General features: G+C 35.9%; 20 protein-coding genes and 1 tRNA gene. 10 read left to right on the forward strand and 11 right to left on the reverse strand.

The window, feature by feature from the left end:
* Position 1: 1 nt before the first annotated feature.
* The 3 genes from porG to AC5SR4_RS08440 form a co-directional block, all read right to left on the reverse strand.
* A complete protein-coding gene (gene porG / locus AC5SR4_RS08430; RefSeq protein WP_495359095.1) occupies positions 2 to 688 on the reverse strand; it encodes a type IX secretion system protein PorG in 687 nt (228 codons plus the stop codon).
* Between the two features lie 99 nt (positions 689 to 787).
* Positions 788 to 1,672, reverse strand: a complete 885-nt coding sequence (locus AC5SR4_RS08435) for an NAD kinase (protein ID WP_495359096.1) — start codon at positions 1,670 to 1,672, stop codon at positions 788 to 790.
* A gap of 2 nt (positions 1,673 to 1,674) precedes the next feature.
* Positions 1,675 to 2,334 (reverse strand): CBS domain-containing protein, encoded by a 660-nt coding sequence (locus AC5SR4_RS08440; protein ID WP_495359097.1) that lies wholly within the window; start codon positions 2,332 to 2,334, stop codon positions 1,675 to 1,677.
* 91 nt (positions 2,335 to 2,425) lie between these two features.
* Between AC5SR4_RS08440 and AC5SR4_RS08445 the strand changes: the two genes are divergently transcribed.
* From AC5SR4_RS08445 to clpX, 6 genes are all read left to right on the forward strand, one after another.
* On the forward strand, positions 2,426 to 3,148 hold the full coding sequence (locus AC5SR4_RS08445) for a pyridoxine 5'-phosphate synthase (protein WP_495359098.1): 723 nt from the start codon (positions 2,426 to 2,428) through the stop codon (positions 3,146 to 3,148).
* A 109-nt stretch (positions 3,149 to 3,257) separates the two neighbouring features.
* Positions 3,258 to 4,022 (forward strand): alpha/beta fold hydrolase, encoded by a 765-nt coding sequence (locus tag AC5SR4_RS08450; RefSeq protein ID WP_495359099.1) that lies wholly within the window; start codon positions 3,258 to 3,260, stop codon positions 4,020 to 4,022.
* A gap of 76 nt (positions 4,023 to 4,098) precedes the next feature.
* Positions 4,099 to 4,446, forward strand: coding sequence for a phage holin family protein (locus tag AC5SR4_RS08455; protein ID WP_495359100.1), 348 nt, complete (start codon positions 4,099 to 4,101; stop codon positions 4,444 to 4,446).
* Between the two features lie 136 nt (positions 4,447 to 4,582).
* The gene (gene tig / locus AC5SR4_RS08460; RefSeq protein WP_495359101.1) at positions 4,583 to 5,911 is read left to right on the forward strand and encodes a trigger factor; all 1,329 of its coding nucleotides are present in this window, start codon (positions 4,583 to 4,585) and stop codon (positions 5,909 to 5,911) included.
* Positions 5,912 to 6,080: 169 nt separating this feature from the next.
* A complete protein-coding gene (gene clpP / locus AC5SR4_RS08465; protein WP_495359102.1) occupies positions 6,081 to 6,755 on the forward strand; it encodes an ATP-dependent Clp endopeptidase proteolytic subunit ClpP in 675 nt (224 codons plus the stop codon).
* A gap of 75 nt (positions 6,756 to 6,830) precedes the next feature.
* On the forward strand, positions 6,831 to 8,063 hold the full coding sequence (gene clpX, locus AC5SR4_RS08470; protein ID WP_495359103.1) for an ATP-dependent Clp protease ATP-binding subunit ClpX: 1,233 nt from the start codon (positions 6,831 to 6,833) through the stop codon (positions 8,061 to 8,063).
* Positions 8,064 to 8,413: 350 nt separating this feature from the next.
* Here clpX and AC5SR4_RS08475 read toward each other — a convergent pair whose 3' ends face one another.
* Positions 8,414 to 9,928, reverse strand: coding sequence for a GH3 auxin-responsive promoter family protein (locus tag AC5SR4_RS08475; RefSeq protein WP_495359104.1), 1,515 nt, complete (start codon positions 9,926 to 9,928; stop codon positions 8,414 to 8,416).
* Positions 9,929 to 9,970: 42 nt separating this feature from the next.
* Here AC5SR4_RS08475 and AC5SR4_RS08480 point away from each other — a divergent pair, with 42 nt between their 5' ends.
* Positions 9,971 to 10,765, forward strand: coding sequence for a DUF2797 domain-containing protein (locus AC5SR4_RS08480; RefSeq protein WP_495359105.1), 795 nt, complete (start codon positions 9,971 to 9,973; stop codon positions 10,763 to 10,765).
* Between the two features lie 57 nt (positions 10,766 to 10,822).
* On the opposite strand, the gene rpsU is transcribed toward AC5SR4_RS08480, so the two are convergent.
* The 4 genes from rpsU to AC5SR4_RS08500 all read right to left on the reverse strand — a co-directional run bounded on the left by rpsU (position 10,823) and on the right by AC5SR4_RS08500 (position 15,612).
* Complete coding sequence (gene rpsU / locus AC5SR4_RS08485) at positions 10,823 to 11,017, reverse strand: 30S ribosomal protein S21 (protein ID WP_495359106.1); 195 nt, start codon at positions 11,015 to 11,017, stop codon at positions 10,823 to 10,825.
* A 35-nt stretch (positions 11,018 to 11,052) separates the two neighbouring features.
* Positions 11,053 to 11,916 (reverse strand): sigma-70 family RNA polymerase sigma factor, encoded by an 864-nt coding sequence (locus AC5SR4_RS08490; protein WP_495359107.1) that lies wholly within the window; start codon positions 11,914 to 11,916, stop codon positions 11,053 to 11,055.
* Positions 11,917 to 12,029: 113 nt separating this feature from the next.
* Positions 12,030 to 14,717 (reverse strand): AsmA family protein, encoded by a 2,688-nt coding sequence (locus tag AC5SR4_RS08495; RefSeq protein WP_495359108.1) that lies wholly within the window; start codon positions 14,715 to 14,717, stop codon positions 12,030 to 12,032.
* Positions 14,718 to 14,907: 190 nt separating this feature from the next.
* Positions 14,908 to 15,612, reverse strand: coding sequence for a queuosine precursor transporter (locus tag AC5SR4_RS08500; RefSeq protein WP_495359109.1), 705 nt, complete (start codon positions 15,610 to 15,612; stop codon positions 14,908 to 14,910).
* A 74-nt stretch (positions 15,613 to 15,686) separates the two neighbouring features.
* Here AC5SR4_RS08500 and folK point away from each other — a divergent pair, with 74 nt between their 5' ends.
* Positions 15,687 to 16,817 (forward strand): 2-amino-4-hydroxy-6-hydroxymethyldihydropteridine diphosphokinase, encoded by a 1,131-nt coding sequence (gene folK / locus AC5SR4_RS08505; protein WP_495359110.1) that lies wholly within the window; start codon positions 15,687 to 15,689, stop codon positions 16,815 to 16,817.
* 14 nt (positions 16,818 to 16,831) lie between these two features.
* Here folK and AC5SR4_RS08510 read toward each other — a convergent pair whose 3' ends face one another.
* The 3 genes from AC5SR4_RS08510 to AC5SR4_RS08520 all read right to left on the reverse strand — a co-directional run bounded on the left by AC5SR4_RS08510 (position 16,832) and on the right by AC5SR4_RS08520 (position 20,231).
* A complete protein-coding gene (locus AC5SR4_RS08510) occupies positions 16,832 to 18,025 on the reverse strand; it encodes a Gfo/Idh/MocA family protein (protein WP_495359111.1) in 1,194 nt (397 codons plus the stop codon).
* A gap of 39 nt (positions 18,026 to 18,064) precedes the next feature.
* Entirely contained in the window at positions 18,065 to 19,618 is a 1,554-nt protein-coding gene (locus AC5SR4_RS08515; protein WP_495359112.1) for a glycoside hydrolase family 28 protein, read from the reverse strand.
* A gap of 82 nt (positions 19,619 to 19,700) precedes the next feature.
* Positions 19,701 to 20,231: an RNA methyltransferase gene (locus AC5SR4_RS08520; protein WP_495359113.1), complete on the reverse strand. Its 531-nt coding sequence runs from the start codon at positions 20,229 to 20,231 to the stop codon at positions 19,701 to 19,703.
* 176 nt (positions 20,232 to 20,407) lie between these two features.
* Here AC5SR4_RS08520 and mutS point away from each other — a divergent pair, with 176 nt between their 5' ends.
* Positions 20,408 to 23,020, forward strand: coding sequence for a DNA mismatch repair protein MutS (mutS, locus tag AC5SR4_RS08525; RefSeq protein ID WP_495359114.1), 2,613 nt, complete (start codon positions 20,408 to 20,410; stop codon positions 23,018 to 23,020).
* Positions 23,021 to 23,118: 98 nt separating this feature from the next.
* A tRNA-Gly gene (locus AC5SR4_RS08530) sits at positions 23,119 to 23,190 on the forward strand.
* The last annotated feature ends 4 nt before the right edge of the window (positions 23,191 to 23,194 follow it).

Here is a 23,194-nt window from a genome sequence, read left to right on the forward strand (position 1 = left end):
TTTAATTTACACAATAGCAAGGGTTTTGCCCAAAGGTATAGGTTAAGGTAATGCCTGTAAACATATACCAATCGTTATTATTTATATTGCCAAACCGATAGGGTTGCAAGTTTTTGTCATTGGGAAGGCTACCGTCCAAAGCATCGGAAAAGGTATAGCGAGCACCCAATTCTATGGCAAATACAAAGCGGTCCATAAAGTTGGCTTTAAAACCAATGGCCATGGGAATGCCCAGGGTCCAGCTAGAACCGTCATCAGACGTTTGTACGCCATTAAAGAAATAGAGGTTATCGTAATGTGTGGCTGTAATACCAGAATATAAATATGGTGTTGCTATTCGGGTGCCCGAATGTAAATCAAAATCTATGAAGGTGAATTCCATACCTGCCGATAGCTCTATGATGCTGTTATTGACCTCGTAACCTCTTTGAACACGTCTGGGATCGTCTGAATTGATATCTTTCGCTTCCAGTTCGGTAAAAATCACCGAAGCCCTGTAAGAATGCCTTTTGCTTCGGTTCCACTTGTAAATACCGCCTATGGCCAGCTGGTTAGGTGAAATATAGTCTGTAGCCCCAACATCGCCTATAAAATTACTGCCCCCTAGATAGAGCCCCAATTCATTAATTTGGGAATGGCTTTTTTGGATGCCTAAAACGCTTAATACCAATATGATTAAATACCTCATAAATGTTCAAAAGTTTGCAAATATAATAAATAAGATGAGCCTAATGCAATTTGAGTTAAATTGTATTAGTCTAAAACAGTATTTCTTTGCAATTATTGTTTAATTCCGTTTATCTTCACCCCAAAGGAGTTTTTTTCGGAGGGTATCTAAAAAGCTTTCATTTAAAAGATCGATCATTTTAATTTTAAAATCGGCTTTTTTAATTTTTATTAAGGTGCCATTATCTAAGGTCGCAATTCTAGAGTCTAAAGACACCAAATGGTTTTCTTCTCTACCATCCACTCGAAGTTGTATTTCAGTAGAGTCGGGGATAATTAAGGGGCGGGCACTTAAGTTATGCGGGGCAATGGGCGTTAACACAAAACTATTGGTGCCAGGTGTTATAACGGGGCCGCCACAGCTTAGCGAATAACCTGTAGACCCTGTTGGTGTTGATATAATTAACCCATCACTCCAGTATGATGTAAGGTACTCCCCATTTAAATGGGTGTCTACCGTAATCATAGATGTGGTATTTTTTCTGCTTACGGCAATCTCGTTCAATGCAAAATTGAGCGCCGTAATGGTGTCGTTTTTCGGGGTTGTTTCTATGGATAGCAAACTGCGTTCAGAGATTTTGTATTTACCATCCAAAATATTTTGAATGGCGTTTTCTATCTGCTCAACTTGTATAGTTGCTAAAAATCCTAAGCGTCCTGTATTAATACCTATAATAGGTATGCCTATGTCTTTTACAAAAACAATAGCCCTTAAAATGGTGCCGTCGCCACCAACACTTACCAAAAAGTCAAAAGATTTGTCTAAGGTATCAAACGTTTTAAAAGACGTATAGTCGTCAATATTGGGCGACTGACTTTTTATAAGATTAAAAAACTCAGTTTCAATATAGGCATCAATATCTTTCTTTAATAAATAATTAAATAAGCGCTCTACAGAAGTTGTTGTAGTTTCGTTGTAAAATCGACCAAAGACAGCAACTTTCATACTTAAATGTTTAGATATTTTTTTAGATATTCCGAGCGTTCTTTCAAGCTTTCTAAATAGCCGTCCTCTTCGTGTCCCGATGCAATATTGTAACTATACCTGCGAAAGGTTTGAATGATTTCGCCAAGCCCCGTATTGCCAATTTTTAAGGTTACTTGTACCAAGTCGGTGTTCATTTTGGAAATAAAAGCCCCCAGAATTTTGCCACTGTTGGATTCTACAATCTGACTGATTTCACTAAATGAATAATCGTTAATACCCTTTTCTACCACTAATATGCCACCAGATTCCGAGAAAAAGGGCGAGTCACTAAACAAGCTAATTACATCTTTCAATTCATAATATCCCAAATACTCATTTTTGTTGTTAAGTACGGGCATTATGTTGGTGGAATTTACAGCAAAAGCCTCTAGAACATCCAGCCAAAGGGTTGTGTCCCTTACATAAAAAGGCTCTAAGGTGTATATGTAATCCTTGATTGTTTTATTGCTTTCCAAGCAATGGGCATCGGTTTCAGAAAAACACCCTAAATAGGCTTTGTTGTGGTCTTCTACAGGAACATGGGAATAGGTTAATTGATTGAACAACGACTGGAGGTCGCTTATTTTAGTGCCACTGTTTTGTGGCTTAATATCATTTATAATACATTCAGACAATTTCATTTCCCTATGCTTTTACGCTATGCAAATTAATCAAAAAAAAAGTACATAAGCCTGTTCTACTTTGTATTTTTGTCATTTAAAACTGCAATACATGACAAAGTTAAGTGTAAATATAAATAAGATAGCAACTTTAAGAAACTCTAGAGGGGGCGATGTGCCCAACGTAGTACAGTTTGCAAAAGATGTGCAGCGTTTTGGTGCCCAAGGGGTTACCATACACCCCAGACCAGATGAGCGCCACATTCGCTATCAAGATGCACGTGATTTAAAACCTGAAGTTTACACAGAATACAATATTGAAGGAAACCCCATAGCTTCTTTTTTAGAATTGGTTTTAAGTGTAAAACCTACTCAGGTAACCTTAGTGCCCGATGCTGTTGATGCTATTACCAGTAATGCTGGCTGGGATACCATTAAGCATAAAGGTTTTTTGGTAGATGTTATTAAGGAGTTCAAGCAAAATGGAATACGGACTTCTATTTTTGTTGATCCTGTGCTAAAGCAAATAGAAGGTGCCAAAGCAACGGGAACCGACCGTATAGAATTGTACACTGAAAACTTTGCCCACCAATATAGTTTGGGTAACGAGGCCGCCATTAGCCCTTATGTTGAAAGTGCCGTATTGGCCAATGATTTAGGTTTGGGGGTAAATGCAGGCCATGATTTGTCTTTGGACAATATAAAGTTTTTTAAAGACAACATTCCTAACTTATTGGAGGTGTCCATTGGGCATGCGCTTATTGCAGAGAGTTTATATTTGGGGGTGGAGAATGTCATTCAAATGTATTTGCATAAGTTAACAGCTAATAACTAAAAGTGAAAAGCTAAAAGTGAAAAACGAAAAATGAAAAGTGAAAAATTTCAAGTACAGTATTCACAATCGTAAATCGTACATCCAAAATCGTACATCGTAAATCCAAAACATGTTATTACATTCAAATATTATAGGTTCTGGGCGTCCATTTATTATTTTACATGGCTTTTTGGGCATGGGTGATAACTGGAAAACCCTGGGCATGCAGTTTAGTGAACAAAATTATGAAGTGCACTTAGTAGACCAACGTAACCATGGACATAGTTTTCATGATAACGTATTTAATTATGAGGTTTTAGTAGAAGACCTAAAACATTATTGCGACACGCACAACCTGAGTGACATTGTATTACTGGGGCATTCCATGGGAGGAAAAACAGCCATGTTATTTGCAACCCAATATCCAGAATTGGTATCTAAATTATTGGTTGCCGATATTGCACCACGGTTTTATCCGGTTCATCACGATGCCATTTTAAACGGATTGAGTGCACTGGATTTTAATACTATTAAAAGTAGGGGGCAAGCCGATAAAGCTTTAAGTCATTATATTTCAGACTTAGGAATACGCCAGTTTTTATTAAAGAACTTGTACTGGGTTGAAAAAGGCCAATTGGCTTTACGTTTAAACCTTCAGGTTTTAAAGAATGAAGTGGGCGAGGTGGGCGAAGCACTGCCATCGCATGCTAGCTTTAATAAGGACACCTTGTTTTTAAGGGGCGACCGCTCTGAATACATAAGTATGGACGACGAACAGATGATTGTAAATCATTTTCCAAAAGCCAAAATAGTAACTATAGCAAATGCTGGGCATTGGTTGCATGCCGAAAACCCCAAGGACTTTTTTGATGCTGTTATGCACTTTATTGGTTAGGTTTTAATAAATTCACTAACTTTAGTTTTTAAAGTCGTTACTTTATTGGTGGCTTAAAATTTAAAACTAAAATCGTATGAATTTAATTATCAAACTTTTATTGAATGCTATTGCTGTTTTTGTATTAGCACAATTGCTGTCGGGTGTTTATGTAGATGGATATCTTACCGCCATTATAGTAGCCGTGGTACTCTCCATTTTAAACTTGTTAGTAAAGCCTATTTTGGTGATATTTACCTTGCCAATAACCATTTTAACATTAGGCCTGTTTTTATTGATTATCAATGCCTTGATTATTTTATTGGCCGATAATCTAATCGCTGGATTTTCAGTAAGTAGCATTTGGATGGCCATACTATTTAGTATCCTGCTTTCCATATTGCAATCTATATTGCATTCGCTTTTAAAAGAAGATAAAAAATAGCTTAAAATCAAGCAATTAAAACTTTGTTGGGTTGTGAAAAATGTTATATTTTTGCAACCCAATTTTAATTACATTTTTTTCGTATTTAAAAATATAAATTGTTAAATGCCTAATTACAGGCTTTATATCATTTAAAATGAATATTACAAGAGAAAACGTTGATGCATTAAATGCTGTAGTAAAAGTAGATATCGCTAAAGAAGATTACAGCGATAAAGTTGAAAAAATATTAGCGGATTACCGTAAAACAGCAAACATTCCTGGTTTTAGAAAAGGACATGTGCCTATGGGGATGGTAAAAAAGCAATATGGTAAAGCGGTATTGGTTGATGAGGTAAACAAATTGTTGCAAGATGCATTGAACAAATACTTAACAGAAGAGAAATTAGACGTATTGGGACAGCCATTACCAAAGCCTCAAGATCAAATCGATTGGGATGCCGATGCCTTTTCTTTTGAATTTGAATTAGGGCTAGCGCCAGAATTTGAAGTTAACCTAAAAAACAAAAAGGCCATTACGCAATATAATATTATTGCAGATGACAAAATGATTGACGAGCAAGTTCAAAACATTCAAAAACAATATGGGAAATTAATTTCGCAATCAGAAGTTGATAAAGACAGTGAAATCACTGGGGTTTTTAAAAATGAAGAACGTGAAATAGAAAACAAAGTAACCCTTACCCTAGATAAATTTAAAGGAAAAACAACCGAGAAAAAGTTTATTGGTGCTAAAGTAGGTGATGTTATCACATTAAAAACCAAAGGGCTTTATGATGACGAGCATGAATTAATGCACGCTTTAAAACTTGGGCACGATGAGGTACACGGATTAGATATAGAGGTAACATTTACCATTTCTGAAATTAATGCACGTGAGCTGGCCGACCTGGACCAAGAGTTGTTTGATAAATTGTTTGGCAAAGGAGTGGTAACTACCGTAACCGAATTAAAAGCCAAAATTAAAGAAGATGCCGAAAAGCAATTTGCACAACAGGCCGATCAAAAACTTTTAAATGACGTTACCGAGTATTTGGTTGAAAACACAAAATTTGATTTGCCTTCTGAGTTTTTACAAAAATGGATGCAAACAGCCGGTGAGCAACCTATGGACAGTGACCAAGCTAAAGAAGAGTATGAGAAGTCTGAAAAAAGTATGCGTTACCAGTTAATTGAGGGAAAACTAATTACCGATCATGATATACAGGTAACAATGGATGATATTAAAAACCATGCCAGACAAATGATTAAAGCACAAATGGCACAGTTTGGTCAAACCAACCCATCAGACAAAGAATTGGATGATATTGCAGCACGTATTTTGTCTAACCAAGATGAAGCAAGACGTATATCAGAACAATTGATAAGTCAGAAATTATTAGCACTTTACAAAGAAAAAGCAAATATTAAGGTAAAAGAGTTAAGCTATGAAGATTTTGTAAAAGAAGTTTATGGCGATAAATAATCATTTATCTTATAATTCCTTATATTTAGGCGCTAGAATTAATTGATTTTAGCGCCTAATTTGTTAATGACCTTGTGTTGTTTCTAGCTGTTCAAATTTTTTAAAGAGAACAACTTATTAACACGCAGTTAATTACAAAAACTTAACTCAAAATAAAGCATAAGTAACTATGAATTACGCAAAAGAATTTGAAAAATTCGCGATAAAAGACCAAGGTATCAGCAGTACCTACTACAATAAAATAATTAGTAGTATGTACCCAACCAACTTAACCCCCAATATTATTGAAGAGCGCCAAATGAATGCGGTAGCTATGGATGTGTTCTCTCGGTTAATGATGGATCGTATTATATTTATGGGTACGGCCATTAATGATCAAGTGGCCAATATTATACAGGCTCAATTGTTGTTTTTAGAGAGTACGGATGCCTCTAAAGACATTCAAATTTATATTAACTCTCCAGGTGGGAGTGTGTATGCAGGATTGGGTATTTATGATACGATGCAGTTTATAAAGCCCGATGTAGCAACCATTTGTACAGGTATGGCAGCTTCTATGGGAGCCGTGTTGTTGTGTGCGGGTACTAAAGGTAAACGTAGTGGGTTAACGCATTCTCGGGTGATGATTCATCAGCCACTGGGAGGTGCACAAGGCCAGGCTAGTGACATTGAAATTACCGCTAGGGAGATACTAACCTTAAAGGAAGAGTTATATAATATTATAAGTAAACACTCTGGTCAAGATTACGATAAAGTATATGAAGATAGTGATAGAGATTATTGGATGAAAGCCGACAAAGCCAAGGAATATGGTATGATTGACGAGATTTTATCACGTAATTAAATAAAAATTTGTAATTTTAACAAATTGTTATTGAGGGATTTGTATCAAATTGCTTCCAAAAAATAGAATAGATTAATGGCAAAAGAAGAATTAGAATGTTCGTTTTGTGGTCGTAAAAAACCAGAAACGAACTTATTGATTGCAGGATTGGATGCTCATATATGTGATAGATGTATAGAGCAGGCACATGGTATTGTGTTGGAAGAATCTAAACAAAATGACAGTAGTGACTTATCGGCTGAGCTTAAGCTACGTAAGCCACAACAGATAAAGGCCTTTCTAGATGAATATATCATAGGCCAGAATACTACAAAAAAAGTGATGTCTGTTGCTGTCTATAACCACTATAAACGTTTACTTCAAACTAAAACCAAAGACGATATTGATATTCAAAAAAGTAATATCATTATGGTTGGACAAACAGGTACAGGTAAAACCCTAATGGCAAAAACCATAGCTAGAATGCTTAATGTGCCATTGGCCATTGTAGATGCCACAGTACTAACCGAAGCGGGTTATGTTGGGGAAGATGTTGAAAGCATTTTAACGCGTTTGTTGCAAGCGGCCGATTATAATCTGGAAAAGGCAGAAAAAGGGATCGTATTTATTGATGAAATAGATAAAATAGCTCGTAAAAGCGACAACCCCTCCATTACGCGTGATGTGTCTGGTGAAGGGGTACAACAGGCGCTTTTAAAACTATTGGAAGGCACCGTTGTTAATGTACCACCCAAAGGCGGGCGTAAGCATCCAGACCAAAAGTTCATAGAAGTTAATACCGAAAATATTTTATTTATAGCAGGCGGTGCCTTTGATGGCATTGAGCGCGTTATTTCTAAACGACTTAACATGCAGGCGGTAGGTTACAGTGCCTCTATGTCTGATAACATAGTAGATCAAGACAACCTTTTACAATATATTATACCAAAAGATTTAAAGGACTTTGGTTTAATACCAGAAATTATTGGGCGTTTACCTGTGTTGACTTATATGGATCCATTGGATGCCGATACCTTAAGAGCCATCCTTACCGAGCCTAAAAATGCCATTATTAAACAATATGAGAAACTATTTTTAATGGATGACATTGAATTTACCATTACCGATGGTGCTTTAGGCTATATTGTAGAAAAGGCCATTGAATATAAACTAGGCGCAAGAGGATTACGTTCTTTATGCGAGGAAATTTTAACCGATGCCATGTTTGAGTTACCTAGTAGTGATGATAAAAAATTGAATGTTACAAAAGCCTATGCTGAGAATAAGTTAACTAAAATAACATTAAAGAAACTCAAAGCTGTTTCGTGATAGAGAATATAGAATAGAGAGAAGAGAGAAGAGAGAAGAGAATAGAGACAGCAATCCTGCCTTACTAAGTGGCTAATACAAGTCAGGTCTTTTTATCTAAGAGTGAAACAGTCTAATATCTAAAAAATTATATATAAAAAAACCACGCTTAATAGCGTGGTTTTTGTTTTATGGATATTAATTAATATAATGGATATGCTTATGTAAAATTTTAAATCATTCTTAAAACTTGTTTAAAAGTATACTTAATTAAACACTTGGCAAAGCCTTTACAAAGGGTTTTAGATTATAAGACGAAATACTCGTTTAAAAACTTTGACCCCAACACTTGGTCGGTAAAATAGCCATTTTTAAACATTCATTTGTAGTAACTCATTCATGTAATCCCGTGTATTGGATAGCCTGGGAATTTTGTGCTGTCCCCCTAATTTATTGTTTTGTTTTAACCAGTCGTAAAACAAATTGGTTCGGGCTAAATTAATTTTGGGCTTATTAAGTGTTATATTGTTATAGCGCTTAGCCTCATAATCTGAATTGAGGGCTTTTAGGGCATTGTCAAACAACTCAATAAAGTAATCGAGGTCTTTGGGTAGTGTTTTAAACTCAATAAGCCACTCGTGTGCCCCCTTTTCCTTGCCCTCCATAAAAATAGGAGCAGCTGTATAATCTACAATTTCTGCTTTGGTACGTTTGCAGACTTTCTTAAGGGCATCTTCGGCATTTTCAATAATAAGTTCTTCGCCAAATACATTAATATGATGTTTGGTACGTCCAGATATTTTTATTCTATATGGGTTTAAAGAAGTAAACCTAACGGTATCGCCAATTTTATAGCGCCAAAGTCCAGCATTGGTGGTAATGATAACGGCATAATTTTCATGTAGTTTCACTGCGTCTAAAGGAATGGCTTTCTCTTCAGGAGTGGCATAAATGTCCATTGGTATAAATTCATAGAAAATACCATAATCGAGCATTAACAGTAATTCGTTTGAGTTGTTTTGGTCTTGAATGGCAAAGAAGCCTTCTGAAGCATTGTAAATTTCATAATACTTAAAGCCATTTTTAGGAAGTATCTTTCTGTATTGATTTTTGTATGGTGTAAAACTTACCCCACCATGAAAATACACTTCCAGATTAGGCCAAATGTCATGCAAGCTTTTTTTATTAGTAGTATCTAGTACATTGTTGAGCAACACCAACATCCAAGAGGGTACGCCTGCTAAACTGGTAACGTTTTCATTTATGGTTTCGTCTACAATGGCTTGCATTTTATGTTCCCAATCACTCATAAGTGATACCTTATTGCTTGGGGTGCTGCTAAATTCTGCCCAAAAAGGCATGTTATCAATAAGAATAGCAGAGAGATCTCCAAACACTGTTCCGTTTTCCCTGAACAATTCCTTACTGCCCCCTAAACGTAAACTTTTGCCCGTGAATAATTGGGAGTCCTCATTATTATTTAGGTACATACAAAGCAAATCTTTACTGGCCGCATAATGGCAATCTTCTAGCGATTCTTGGCTTACGGGAATAAATTTACTTCTGGACCGTGTAGTGCCACTGGATTTTGCGTACCACTTAATAGGGTTAGGCCAAAATAGATTGGTTTCGCCCTTCATGGACCGTTCAATGATATCTTGCCAACCATCATAATTTTTTATGGGAACACGCTCGGCAAAAGTTCTGTAGTTTTTTATAGATGCAAAATCGTATTCTTTGCCAATTTCGGTGTCTTTAGCAATGTCTACAAGACTTAATAGTAACTCATTTTGTACCTCATTGGGATATTTTAAGAACAATTCTATTTGATGGAATCGTTTTTTTAGAAACCAAGAAGCAATCGAATTTACTATAGGTATTGGCATATTTATGTTATATTTATTTTTTTAAAAATAATACTTTTTTTCATGACCTACCAAGGCGTTTTAACAAAAATGGAAACTGAGTTTTCGCAACCTATTCAATATTATTTGGTATTTGAAACGGATTTTTTGAATATGAACCAATTGCTGAACAAAACCATCACTATGCAATTTGTTAAAAACCAATGTTTAAACTGCGGATTGGATAAACCTATCTACAGACAAGGTTTCTGTAAAAGCTGTTTTTTTGAGATTCCTCAGGCAGCTGATTGGATTATGCGCCCCGAGTTAAGCACTGCGCATTTAGATAAGGAGGACCGTGATTTGGAATACGAAAAGAAAGTGCAATTACAACCACATATTGTCTATTTGGCCAATTCTAGTAATGTTAAGGTGGGGGTAACTAGAAAAACCCAGGTACCAACTCGGTGGATAGACCAAGGTGCTCATGAAGCTATTGAAATTGTTGAGGTGCCCAACCGCTATTTGGCGGGTATTACCGAGGTGGCTTTAAAAGACTATGTAAGTGATAAAACCAATTGGCGCAATATGCTTAAAAATGATATTAAGGATGAAGATTTGGTAGCATGGCGTGAGCGCTTAAAACAATATATTCCTGACGAGGCTAAAGATTATTTTATTGAAAGTAATACCGAAACGAACTTGGATTTTCCTGTGGTTAAATACCCCAAAACCCCTAAAAGTTTGAATATTATTAAAGCCCAACAATATACAGGAACATTGGTTGGCATTAAGGGACAGTATTTAATTTTTGAAGATAATACCGTGTTTAATGTACGTGCCAACGAAGGCTTGGTAGTGGCTATTACCATAAATTAAATAACCCCAAATACAGGTGTTTGCATTTGGGGTTATGGATATTATTGGGATTAAGCATTAAATGTCTTCTTGATCTTTAATGTTTTGAATATATGCAGCTTTTTGTATTTCGCGACGTCTTTTAACAGATGGTTTTGTAAAAAACTGGCCATCTCTTAAGTTTTGCATCACTTTAATATTTCTGTGTTTTCTTTTATAACGTTTTAAGGCACGTTCTATATTTTCGCCTTCTTTTACAATAATTTTTAACATGTATAATTTTAATTAATAGATTTAGTGTTTTAGGATTATCCTAAATACGTTTTTAATACTTTACTTTTTGATTTATGCCTAAGTCGGCGAATGCCCTTTTCTTTTATCTGCCTAACACGTTCGCGTGTTAAACCAAAAGCCTCACCGATTTCTTGTAAGCTCATAGGTTGTTTTTTGTTTATACCGTAATAGTGACGGATTACCTCGGCTTCTTTGGGAGACAAGGTATTTAGAGCTCGATTGATTTCAACATTTAAGGAATCGTTTATCAGGTTGTTGTCTGGTTGAGGTAATTCATTGGATGATACAACATCATATAAATTAGACCCTTCACCTTCTTTAAACGGAGCGTCCATAGACACATGCTTGCCTGAAATTTTCATGGATTGCTTTACGTTATTTACAGATAGGTCGAGGTTGTTTGCTATTTCTTCGGCACTGGGAGCGCGTTCGTGCGATTGCTCTAAAAAGGAATAGGCTTTGTTTATCTTATTTATAGAACCTATTTTGTTTAAAGGAAGCCGTACAATTCTTGACTGTTCTGCTAGGGCTTGCAGAATGGCTTGTCTAATCCACCAAACAGCATAGGATATAAACTTAAAACCTCTAGTTTCATCAAAGCGCTTAGCGGCTTTAACCAATCCGGCATTGCCTTCATTTATTAAGTCGGGTAATGTAAGTCCCTGGTTTTGGTATTGTTTTGAAACCGAAACTACAAAACGTAAGTTGGCTGTTGTGAGTTTATCTAAAGCTTTTTGGTCACCAGAACGAATGCGCTGTGCCAACTCCACCTCCTCTTCAGCAGTAATAAGTTGTATTTTGCTAATATCTTGAAGGTATTTGTCCAGAGACTTAGACTCTCGGTTAGTAACTTGTTTTGTAATCTTTAATTGACGCATATAGTATTATAGTGTTTAAAGTTATTTTTTTATAACTTAACTTTTTTATTGAAAAAACCTAATAAATGGGTAGTTTTCTTTCAAAAACTGGAAATAAAGAAAAACTACTTGGATTAGTTAACCGTATCCGTTGCTTTTTTATTGCCGCTTAAAAGGCCTCCAAGTACATTTTTAATGGTTGTTTTAGTATTGGTTTTGGCAGAGTCAGTTTGGGTTGTTTTGGTAGTGTCCGTAACTGTTTTACTAGAAACAATGCCGCCCAAAACATCTTTAACCGTATTGTTTTGTTTGGTTTTAAGAGAGTCTGTTTTGCTTTTATTGCCGGTAATTAATTCACCCAATAAATCTGTAGCTTTATTTTTACCTTGGTTTAACAGTTTTTGTTTTTCAATTTCAACAAGTTGTTTGGTTAGGTTGGAAACACCACTTGATAAATCGGTTTTTATACTTGGGTTGGTATAATTGCCGGTAATATTAGCTGTAACTGGAATAGAAATATTTTTGGCTTGTTCGCTATCTATTTTTCCAATTAATGAATTAACCTCGGTACCTAAATATTTTGCTGGAACATTAAAAACAGCACTGTAGGCAAGTGTGTTATCAAAACCATGCGAACCAGCAATATCAATAGTAATATCGTTATATGTAACTTGAAATGGTTTAACGCTTACTTTGCCATTGGCAAATTCAAGTTTGGTTTTTAAATCTTTTAGGTTAAGCTTGCTAAAGTCTACAAAGTTTAACGAGCCTTCTAACTTGCTAAGGAGATCGCTTTGGTTTGTGCTAATACTCGTGCTTAATAATTCAGCCAAGGCATTACCAGATACAGAGCTTAAGTTAGGTGTAAAGTCGTTATTTAAATTACCAGCCAAGCTTAAAGTAGAGTTTAATTTACCCTGTAATAGTTTTGCTATAGGTGCTATGTGTTGTAATAAATCTAGACCTTTAAAGGACTTAGCAAGATCGAAACCATTGGCGCCCAAATTGAGGTTAAAAGTAGAAACATCATTTTTAGTTGAAATGTTACCAGCTACAGCCAAGGCGCCATCAAAAATACGGGATGTTAAATTGCTCAAGCTTGCTTGTTGGTCTTTAATAGTTAGTGTGCCTTTAACGTCCTGTAAATTTAAATTATCGTAAACTACAGTATTGGCATTGGCATTAATGGTGCATTCTAAGAAAGCTGGGATTTTAAGGGCTTCGGTCTGGTCTGTTTTATCATCACTGGTAGTGGTTTCACTTTCAGACATAAAATCACTCACTTTAAATAGATTGGAATTAACATTAAAATGACCCTGAAGGGTATTTTGGTTCAATACAAATCCAATCAGATTTTTAAGGCTTCCAGTAGCACTAATATCACTGTCGCCAGTTTTAGCCTTAAAGTTATTAAGCGAAACAGTTTCTGGGGTAAATGTTAAAGCTGCCTCAGAAATATGAATGGGTTTTACCATGGCATCAGACGAAAACATAAAGTTGCTGATACTGGCCGTGCCACTATTTTTTATACGTTGGTAGGCATTGGTTTCTATAGCATCCATATCAAAAGCTGTTGAAACATTTGCCTTTAAGATACCGGTTAAGGGAGTTTCTAAATCAATGGGATAGGCCTTGGTAAGGTTTGCTAAGTTTAAAACACCATCTATATGGGCATTCACCAACATATTTTTAGTTAGGTTTTTTAAAGTGGCCGATGATTTAAAAACATCATTGTCAATTTTAAAGTTCAGGGTGTTGATATCAACATAAGTATCATCAGCATACCCCGTTGTGTTTTTAATAGAAGTATTTATAACAATGTTTTCAATACGTTTAGGTAGGTTAGGATATTTAAAGGAGGCGTTATTTGATGTTATTTGAATGTTTAGAGTAGGAATGGTTTCATCAGTTACCTTACCTTTAATAGTGCCTTTTATTTTAAATTCGCCAGTGGTTTCTACGTCTTCTATATTTTTAGAATACGTTTCTGGTATTACTGCTAGGAAGTTTTTAAAATCAGATTCTGGGTTTTCAAAGGTAATATCTACATCCTGTCCATCCTCCAGCACTTGCACATAGCCTTTAAATTCCAAAGGTAACTTATTGATAAAGCCCGTGTTGTCCTTAAACGTGTATTTGTTGTTGTTTAAATCCAAGCCAATTAAGGCATCTAATTTTACAGGGTTGTTGTTTAAATAATTAGTGCTGTCTAGCGTAAAGCTTACATTGGCTTCGCTTTTGGTGTCCAACTCCGAGCTTTCGGCCGAAAAGACACCACGTCCTTCATGGTTAAGACTCGTAATGTGTATTAAGGTTTTAGAAAGGGCATCTATATAAGTAATGGCACTGTTACTAATGCTATAGTTTTCAATGTCGAATGCCAAACTGCTAGAGTCGTTGTCATCTACTTCATTAGTATCCTTGGTAATGTTGTAATTGCTATTGCCTTGTGCATCAGTTTTTAAGGTTAAGTTGGCTTGGTCAATACCAATGGCATTTATAACAAGGGGTTCTTTACTGGTATCTTTAAACAACTCTTTGATAGACATTGTAAAGGACATACTTTTGGCACTTACCAAAGTATCGTTCTTAAAAGGCTCGAAATTGGTGATAACAAAATCATTTACACGAACATGAGCTTTAGGAAAACGTCTTAAGAAACTTAAATTTACATCACTAAATTCTACTTTAGCGTTTAGGTTTTCATTAATGGTACGTTTAACCAAATCTTTAATTTGAGATTGAAACGCAAAGGGAATAGCAACTAATAGAGCTATGATGATAAGTATTGAGATTCCGAAAATTTTTAAAGCCTTTTTCAATTTTTATAATTATTTAGATTAATGGGACTGGTTTAATTTACAAAAAGATATACGTGCAAACAGTACAAAAAGATGAAACACCCATAAGAACTGCATTTGCACAAAAGAGCATGTTGTTTAGGTCTTTAGTGTAAAAATAAATATAAACATATAAAAATGCCTAATTTTTGAAGTTAAGCTTTGTATAAAATTACAATAGGGCAATTTCCTCATTTGCATTTAAGTTAAATCGTTTTCTAAATAAATAAACCCCTAAATACATTAAAGGCGTATCACAAACAGCGACGAAAACCTTAAATAGAAAACCACTTATTAAGAGCCCTTCAAAAAGGTGCCAGGGCAACACTTTAAACAAACATAATAATAGAACAACCGAAAGGGTATCAACAAATTGCGAGAGCCAGGTAGAAAAATTATTTCTTAGCCATAAATGTTTGCCTTTGGTTAAGCGTTTCCAAAAATGGTATATCTGAATATCAACAAATTGTGCAAACAAATAAGCTGTCATGCTCGCACCTACAGCTAAAATAGTTCTTCCAAACACGTTTGAAAACACCGTATTGTCAATAGGTGAATCTGCCACAGCAGGAACTAGGTCTGCCACAAAAACAATAAGTACAGAAAACAGGGAAGCAAAAATACCAGTTACCACAACTTGATTGGCACGTTTTTTACCATAAATTTCACTAATTAAATCCGTAATTAAAAAAGTAATAGGATATGGTAAAATGCCAACAGAAACCACAAATAACTTACTCCCAAAAATTTCAACATCAAACGGATACCAATAAAAGAACTTCTGAAAAATTAAGTTAGAAACAACAAGTGAGGTTATAAATAAAGCACCTAAAAGCATGTAAATGCGCTGGGCGGCCAGTTTGTCTTTTAAAGTCATATTATATATTGTGAATAAATAGGCTACGTAAATATAAAAGAATAAATTTTGTTTTAGTTAATTTGCTAGTACTTATGATAGAGCCAACAACATTTTATATAGCTTTAGGCAGTAATAAAGGAAGCAAGCTTAACAACTTGCAATCGGCTATTAACCTTATTCATGATCGGGTTGGACAAATTATCAGGATTTCAAAAGTTTATAAATCGCCCGCTTTTGGCTTTGAAGGAGACGATTTTCTAAATTGTTGTTTGGTTTTGGAAAGCTATTTAGCGCCAGAAAATGTATTACAGGCCTTGTTAAAAATAGAAACTGATTTGGGCCGATTTAGAACGCAGACCAATACCTATGAAGCGCGCACCATCGATTTGGATATTATTTTTGTGGAAGACCAGGTTATAGATACTCCAACCTTAAAAGTGCCACATCCAGAAATGCATAAGCGTAAGTTTGTGCTGGAGCCCCTTAATGATATAGCGCCATTGCTGGTGCACCAAAAGCAGCATAAAACGGTAGCGGAATTGTTGAAGGCGTGCTTAGATGCTAGTGTGTTGGAACCTATTAATATATGGCTAAAAAACCCCAGTAAGGGTTTCGATTTCTCAAAATACAATTACATTGCCATTGAAGGCAATATAGGTGCAGGTAAAACAAGTTTAGCCACCAAGATTGCGCACCATTTTAATGCGAAACTCATCTTAGAGCGCTTTGCAGATAACCCATTTTTACCAAAGTTTTACGAAGATGCTTCGCGGTATGCTTTTCCGCTTGAAATGTCGTTTCTTGCCGATAGGTACCAGCAAATTAGTGATGACCTTTCGCAATTAGATTTGTTCAAAGACTTTATTGTAAGCGATTATGATGTGTTTAAGTCTCTTATATTCTCTAAAGTAACCTTGCAGGAAGACGAGTTTAAATTGTATAGAAAGTTGTTCTATTTAATGTATAATGAATTACGAAAACCCGATTTGTATGTATACTTATACCAAAACACAGTACGTTTACAAGACAATATAAAGAAACGCGGACGTGATTATGAACAAAATATAGCTGATGCCTATTTAGAAAAAATTAATACGGGTTACTTAGATTTTTTAAAAACCCAAACGGACTTTAATGTTAAAATTATAGATATTTCCAACAAGGATTTTGTTGAAAACAGAGCTGACTATGTTTGGATTTTAAATGAAATTTGTAATTACTAAACCATTCTTAATTACTACAGATTAATAACTCTGCCCTCTTCAGCTGATACATAGGCTGAATAAATAACATCAATGCAATCTACAGCCAAGTCAATTCCAGCTAAAGGTTCGCGGTCTTCTCTAATGGCTTGTACAAAATCCTCAATTTCTTGGGCAAAGCCGCGGAACCAATCCTCATCACAACTTGGGCGATTCCAACCTGCTTTGGTTTCTAATTTTTCTGTAAAATATTCATCCTTAAAGGTGGTTGGGTCTACAGCATAGGTTTCTACAGCATCATTGGCCGTTACATTGGCTTTAATAACACCATCGGTCATAAAGGCTGTAACACGAGTGTTCAATCCACCAAGCCCAACATCACTAACCATAACTGTGGCACGCGAACCATCATCAAAACGGATGGTTAAATTGGCCCAATCTTCAACATCCACAGGTTCAGAGCTAATCCATTTATGGGCATTTTCTTTTTTGGCACGCTCTGAAGCACTAGTATGTATTAGATCGGCTGTATCTGCCATCACCGAAACAGGCCGAATAGGTTTGCCCAGTCGGTATATACCTTCCCATTTTTTTAGGTGCAAACAAGCGCCAACAGAGTGAACACCCATACGTAATAACGCACCACCACCAGTTGACTTCCATTCTTTGGAATATACTGAATTAGACCCAGAATGGTTCTCTTCAGCCCGTAATTCTAAAACTGCGCCTTTTGATGCGGCTATAAGATTACGAACTTTTATAATGGGAGGCGAATACACCCAGTTTTCAGCATAACAAAACTTTACTCCGTTGCGCTGAACGGCCTCACGTACCGCTTCGGCATTTTTTTTTGCACCCTTGCGCATATGTGCCTTGGGTACATGAATACCTATAGGTTCAGGGTCTCCAGGTTCTCCAAAATATCCTGTAAGCGGTTTTTCCATAATAATATGTTTACCGGCATTGGCTGCTCGAATAGCAATTTCATGGTGTAATGCTGGTGGTGTGCAAACATCAATAACATCAATGTCCTCACGGGCCAAAAGTTCATCTAAATTATTTGTAACAAAAGCTACACCAGTATCATTGGCAAAAGCTTGGGCACTTTCTAAAGTTCTGGAACAAACACCTCTAATTTCAATAAGTCCAGGAGGTAGTTTTGTAAAGTTCGCATAATGCATACGCGCACCATATCGTGCTCCAACAATTCCAATACCAAGTGTTTTCATCTGTTTGTTTTTTTAGTTTAATAAATTAAATTCGGTTACTTATTGTTTTTCTGGTTTAAAATGAATGCCTTCGGTCTTAATGACTTCCGTGGGCATGTGTAGTGTGTGGGGTTCCATGTTCAATACCAAATTATCAAAATTTATGTTTTCACTACCAAGAACATCAATAATACTATCTGGCGTTTGTATGCGTGTGTTTTTTATAAGCACATTTTTAGCATCATTAATAATGATAAGATTGTCGCATTTGGCATCTATATTATCTATGGTTACATTGGTAAGAGGTGATTCTGGAATCCCGTACACTTTTAAAAAATGCGAGCTATGATCTATAATAATATTAGAAATATGGATATTACGGTAAAATGGAGTTAGCTTATTAACAGTTCTTTTTGGTAAGCGGTCTGCTAATGCACCAACGTAGGCCCGTGTACCTAGCATATCCCATTTTATGGCAGTAGCTTTTAAGTCCATACGAATCCTATTGTAATATAGGTTTTCACCTCCTCCTCCTCTAGGGCGTCTTGTTTTAAAACGAATACCAACAGTTGTGCCTTCAAAAACACAATCGTGTAAATATAGGTTTCTAACAACACCTGCGGTTTCACTGCCACAGGTAATGCCACCATGCCCCTGCTTAGCCATACAATAGCGTACTACTATATTCTCAGTGGCCTTATTAACTTTCATGCCATCTTCACCACGACCTGCTTTCATGGTAAAGCAATCGTCTCCAGTACTTAGAGTAGCATATTCAATTAAGACATTTTTTGAAGATTCAATATCAATCCCGTCACCTCTAGGTATACCTATGGAGTTTACATTAACACCTCGTATAATAACACGGTCGCAGTAAGTAGGCACAATGTTCCAAAAAGCAGAATTTTCTAGAGATACGCCTTCAATAAAAACATTTTTACAGTTAATAGGTGAAATAAATTTAGGGGGAAATATCCAATCGTCTTTAGAGCCGTTATGAATACGTTCTTCAGCAGGTTTGCTTAAATCAACAAGGTCCTCTATGGCCTTTTTATAGAGTCTTTCTCTAATTTCGCCGCCATAGGGGCCAATAAGTGTTCCTTTTCCTGTTAGAGCAATATTTTCTTGGTTATTGGCATAGATGCAGGCACCTAACGACATTACTTCCATACTTTCAACTCTAGTGAATACGGCAGGTTGATAATCTTTTACATCGGTACTGAAGGTTACAATGGCTTCAGCTTCAATATGCAGATTAACGTTACTTTTTAATGAAATACGTCCCGTTTTCCATGCACCTTTAGGGATAATAACACGCCCACCTCCTAAGGTGCTTAACGAGTCTATGGCTTTTTGAACAATAACAGTAATCAAATTTTCCGCTTTAGCACCTTGGTCTATAATATTAATAGTCCTATCTGGGAAAGTAGGTCTTTTAAATACAGGCATTTTAAAAGGGGCCTCTATAGGTGCAATGGTATCTGGTAACACCAAATGGCCTACATGTTCTTTAGTAGGAATAGAGGTTAATTGACTGTAATCAGGTCCAAGTGCCTTTTCTTTTTTACAATTAATGAATAGTGAAACGATTAGTAAGGCAATAAAAATTCTCATAGTCGGATTTAATTTAGCATTAAAAATACAAAAAGAATTAAGTAAATGTTGTAATAGCACTTTATAATGAGAAGTAGTCGTTCTAAGCTTCTAGTTTAGAAAACAAATCCCAGATAACCACGCCGCAACTTACAGAAATATTTAGGGAATGTTTGGTGCCAAATTGCGGTATTTCTATAACGGTATCACTTTTAGAAACAACATTTTGAGCTACCCCTTTCACTTCATTGCCAAAAATTAAGGCATAAGTAGTGTCTTTTTCGGGTTTAAAATTGTTAAGCATGGTAGCCCTTTCAGCTTGTTCAATGGCGCAGATTTTTATATTTTCAGCTTTCAGCTTTTCAACCAAAGCCATGGTGTCCTTAACATACTCCCACGCAACCGTATCTGTGCTTCCCAAGGCCGTTTTATGAATGTCTTTGTGTGGTGGTGTTGCCGTGATGCCGCACAGATAAATTTTTTTTATTAAAAAGGCATCACAGGTTCTAAACACAGAGCCTATATTGTTAAGACTCCTAATATTGTCTAAAACCACAATAAGGGGTAATTTTTTTGCTTGCTTAAAAGCATCAACGCTCAATCGGTCTAACTCGCTGTTTTTTAGTTTTCGCATGCTATTTATGCATATCTATGTTGTTAATAATTGTAAATAACTTATAATGTTTCAATTTCAAAAAAAATTAAAATAACATTACATTAGCAGTCCTTACAAAAGGTTACAAATTAACAAAAAACTAAATGACTTACCATGTTTAGTTAATTCTTTTAAAGGCGGCGAAATACGTAAAAATGGCAAAAAAAGGAAAAAAAGAAACACCTCTAATGAAGCAGTACAATGCTATAAAGGCTAAGTATCCTGATGCATTGTTGTTGTTTCGTGTGGGTGATTTTTATGAAACCTTTGGTGAAGATGCGGTAAGAGCAGCAGGCATTTTGGGTATTATTTTAACAAAGCGAGGTGCTGGTAGTGAAAGTGAAACAGAATTGGCAGGGTTTCCGCATCATTCCTTAAATACCTATTTGCCCAAGTTGGTAAAAGCAGGTGAACGTGTGGCTATTTGTGACCAATTAGAAGACCCTAAGCAAACAAAGACTATTGTAAAGCGAGGTGTAACCGAATTGGTAACACCTGGGGTGGCATTAAATGATGAGGTTTTAATTTCTAAATCCAACAATTTTTTATGTTCGGTATATTTTGATAAAAAGTATATTGGCATCTCATTTTTAGACATTTCTACAGGCGAGTTTTTAACGTCTCAGGGTAATGTAGAGTATATTGATAAGTTATTACAAAATTTTAGCCCAAGCGAAGTGTTGGTGTCTAAGCAAAAACGTAGCATGTTTAATGAAACATTTGGGAACGATTTCCATACGTTTTACTTGGAAGACTGGGTATACCAAACCGATTATGCTTATGAAACCTTGATAAAGCATTTTAACACCAAAACACTTAAAGGCTTTGGTATTGAAGATTTACATGAGGGCATTATTGCATCGGGTTCTGTTTTGCACTATTTATCTGAAACACAACATAATAAATTAGAGCATATTGCATCCATTTCTAGAATTGCTGAAGATGATTATGTGTGGATGGATAAATTTACCATTCGTAATTTAGAATTGTATCATTCTACCAATGTAAATGCTGTAACGCTTTTAAGCGTAATTGATAAAACCATTTCCCCCATGGGAGGGCGTATGCTTAAACGCTGGTTGGCTTTACCACTAAAACGTATAGATAAAATAAAGCAGCGTCATGAAGTGGTCGATTTTTTTATTAAAGAAGATACAGTTCTGCAAAAAATACAGAATCAAATAAAGCATATTGGCGATTTAGAACGGTTAATATCTAAAGTTGCTACAGGCAAGGTAAACCCGCGGGAAGTGATTCAATTAAAGAACTCTTTAGAAGCTATTGTACCTATAAAGGCATTAGCGACAAACTGCAATAATACATCTCTTAAAATGATAGGGGATGCGCTGCAGAGTTGTGATGTGCTTCGTGATAAGGTTAAAGAGATGCTTAATGAAAATGCTCCAGTAAATGTATTGAAGGGCCATACCATTGCTGCAGGGTATTCTAAGGAACTTGATGAGCTACGAGGGTTGTCGCAATCTGGTAAAGACTATCTTGATAATATGCTGCAGCGTGAAAGTGAGCGTACTGGAATTACCTCGCTTAAAATAGATTCTAATAATGTTTTTGGGTATTATATAGAAGTACGCAATACACATAAAGATAAGGTGCCCGATAGCTGGGTTAGAAAACAAACACTTGTTAGTGCAGAGCGTTATATAACTGAAGAACTTAAAGAATATGAGGCGAAAATTTTAGGTGCAGAAGATCGTATTTTGGTTATAGAGCAACAGTTATTTGCCGAGTTGATTGGTTGGTTAAGTCAATATATAAAGCCTGTTCAACAAAATGCCCATTTCATTGGGCAATTAGATTGCCTGTGTGGATTTGCGCAATTAGCAAAAGATAATAATTATGTATATCCAAGCCTAGAAGAATCCTTTGATTTGGATATAGAAGAGGGGCGCCACCCCGTTATAGAAAAGCAATTACCAGTTGGCGAAGCCTATATATCCAACAATGTGTTTTTAGATAGAAATACACAGCAAATCATTATGATAACCGGGCCTAACATGTCTGGTAAATCGGCCATTTTGCGCCAAACGGCATTAATTGTACTATTGGCGCAAATGGGTAGTTTTGTACCTGCTAAGGCTGCAAAAATTGGTGTGGTAGATAAAATTTTTACTAGGGTAGGTGCCAGTGACAACATATCAATGGGCGAATCTACATTTATGGTTGAAATGAATGAAACAGCTTCCATTTTAAATAATATTTCCGAAAGAAGTTTGGTTTTGCTAGATGAAATTGGGCGTGGTACCAGTACGTATGATGGCATATCCATAGCATGGGCTATTAGCGAGTATTTACATGAACACCCTGCAAAGCCAAAAACCCTATTTGCAACCCATTACCACGAGCTTAATGAAATGACAGAAACCTTTAATCGTATCAAAAACTTTAATGTATCTGTTAAAGAGCTTAAAGACAATGTTCTTTTTTTAAGAAAGCTGGTTGAAGGCGGTAGCGAGCATAGTTTTGGAATTCATGTAGCCAAAATGGCCGGTATGCCACAGCAAGTGCTACGCCGTGCCAATCAAGTATTGAAAAAATTGGAGAAATCACATTCCAGTGAAGAGCTTACAGATACAGTTAAATCATTGAACAATGAAATGCAATTGAGCTTTTTTAATTTAGACGATCCTTTGTTGGAAAATATTAGAGAGGAGATATTGCATATTGAAATTGATACCCTTACGCCTGTAGAAGCATTAATGAAACTTAATGAAATTAAACGTATGTTGGTTAAGAAGCAACAGGCATAAAATTAATTTTATTTATTTTACCAAAAGGCTTTGCATTTCCTAGAAATATTTTAAATTTGCATCCGCAATAGCGATATTGCCCGTTCATTATTAAAATTGCGAAAGTAGCTCAGGGGTAGAGCATCACCTTGCCAAGGTGAGGGTCGCGGGTTCAAATCCCGTCTTTCGCTCTGG

This window comes from Aestuariibaculum scopimerae (genome assembly GCF_059428085.1).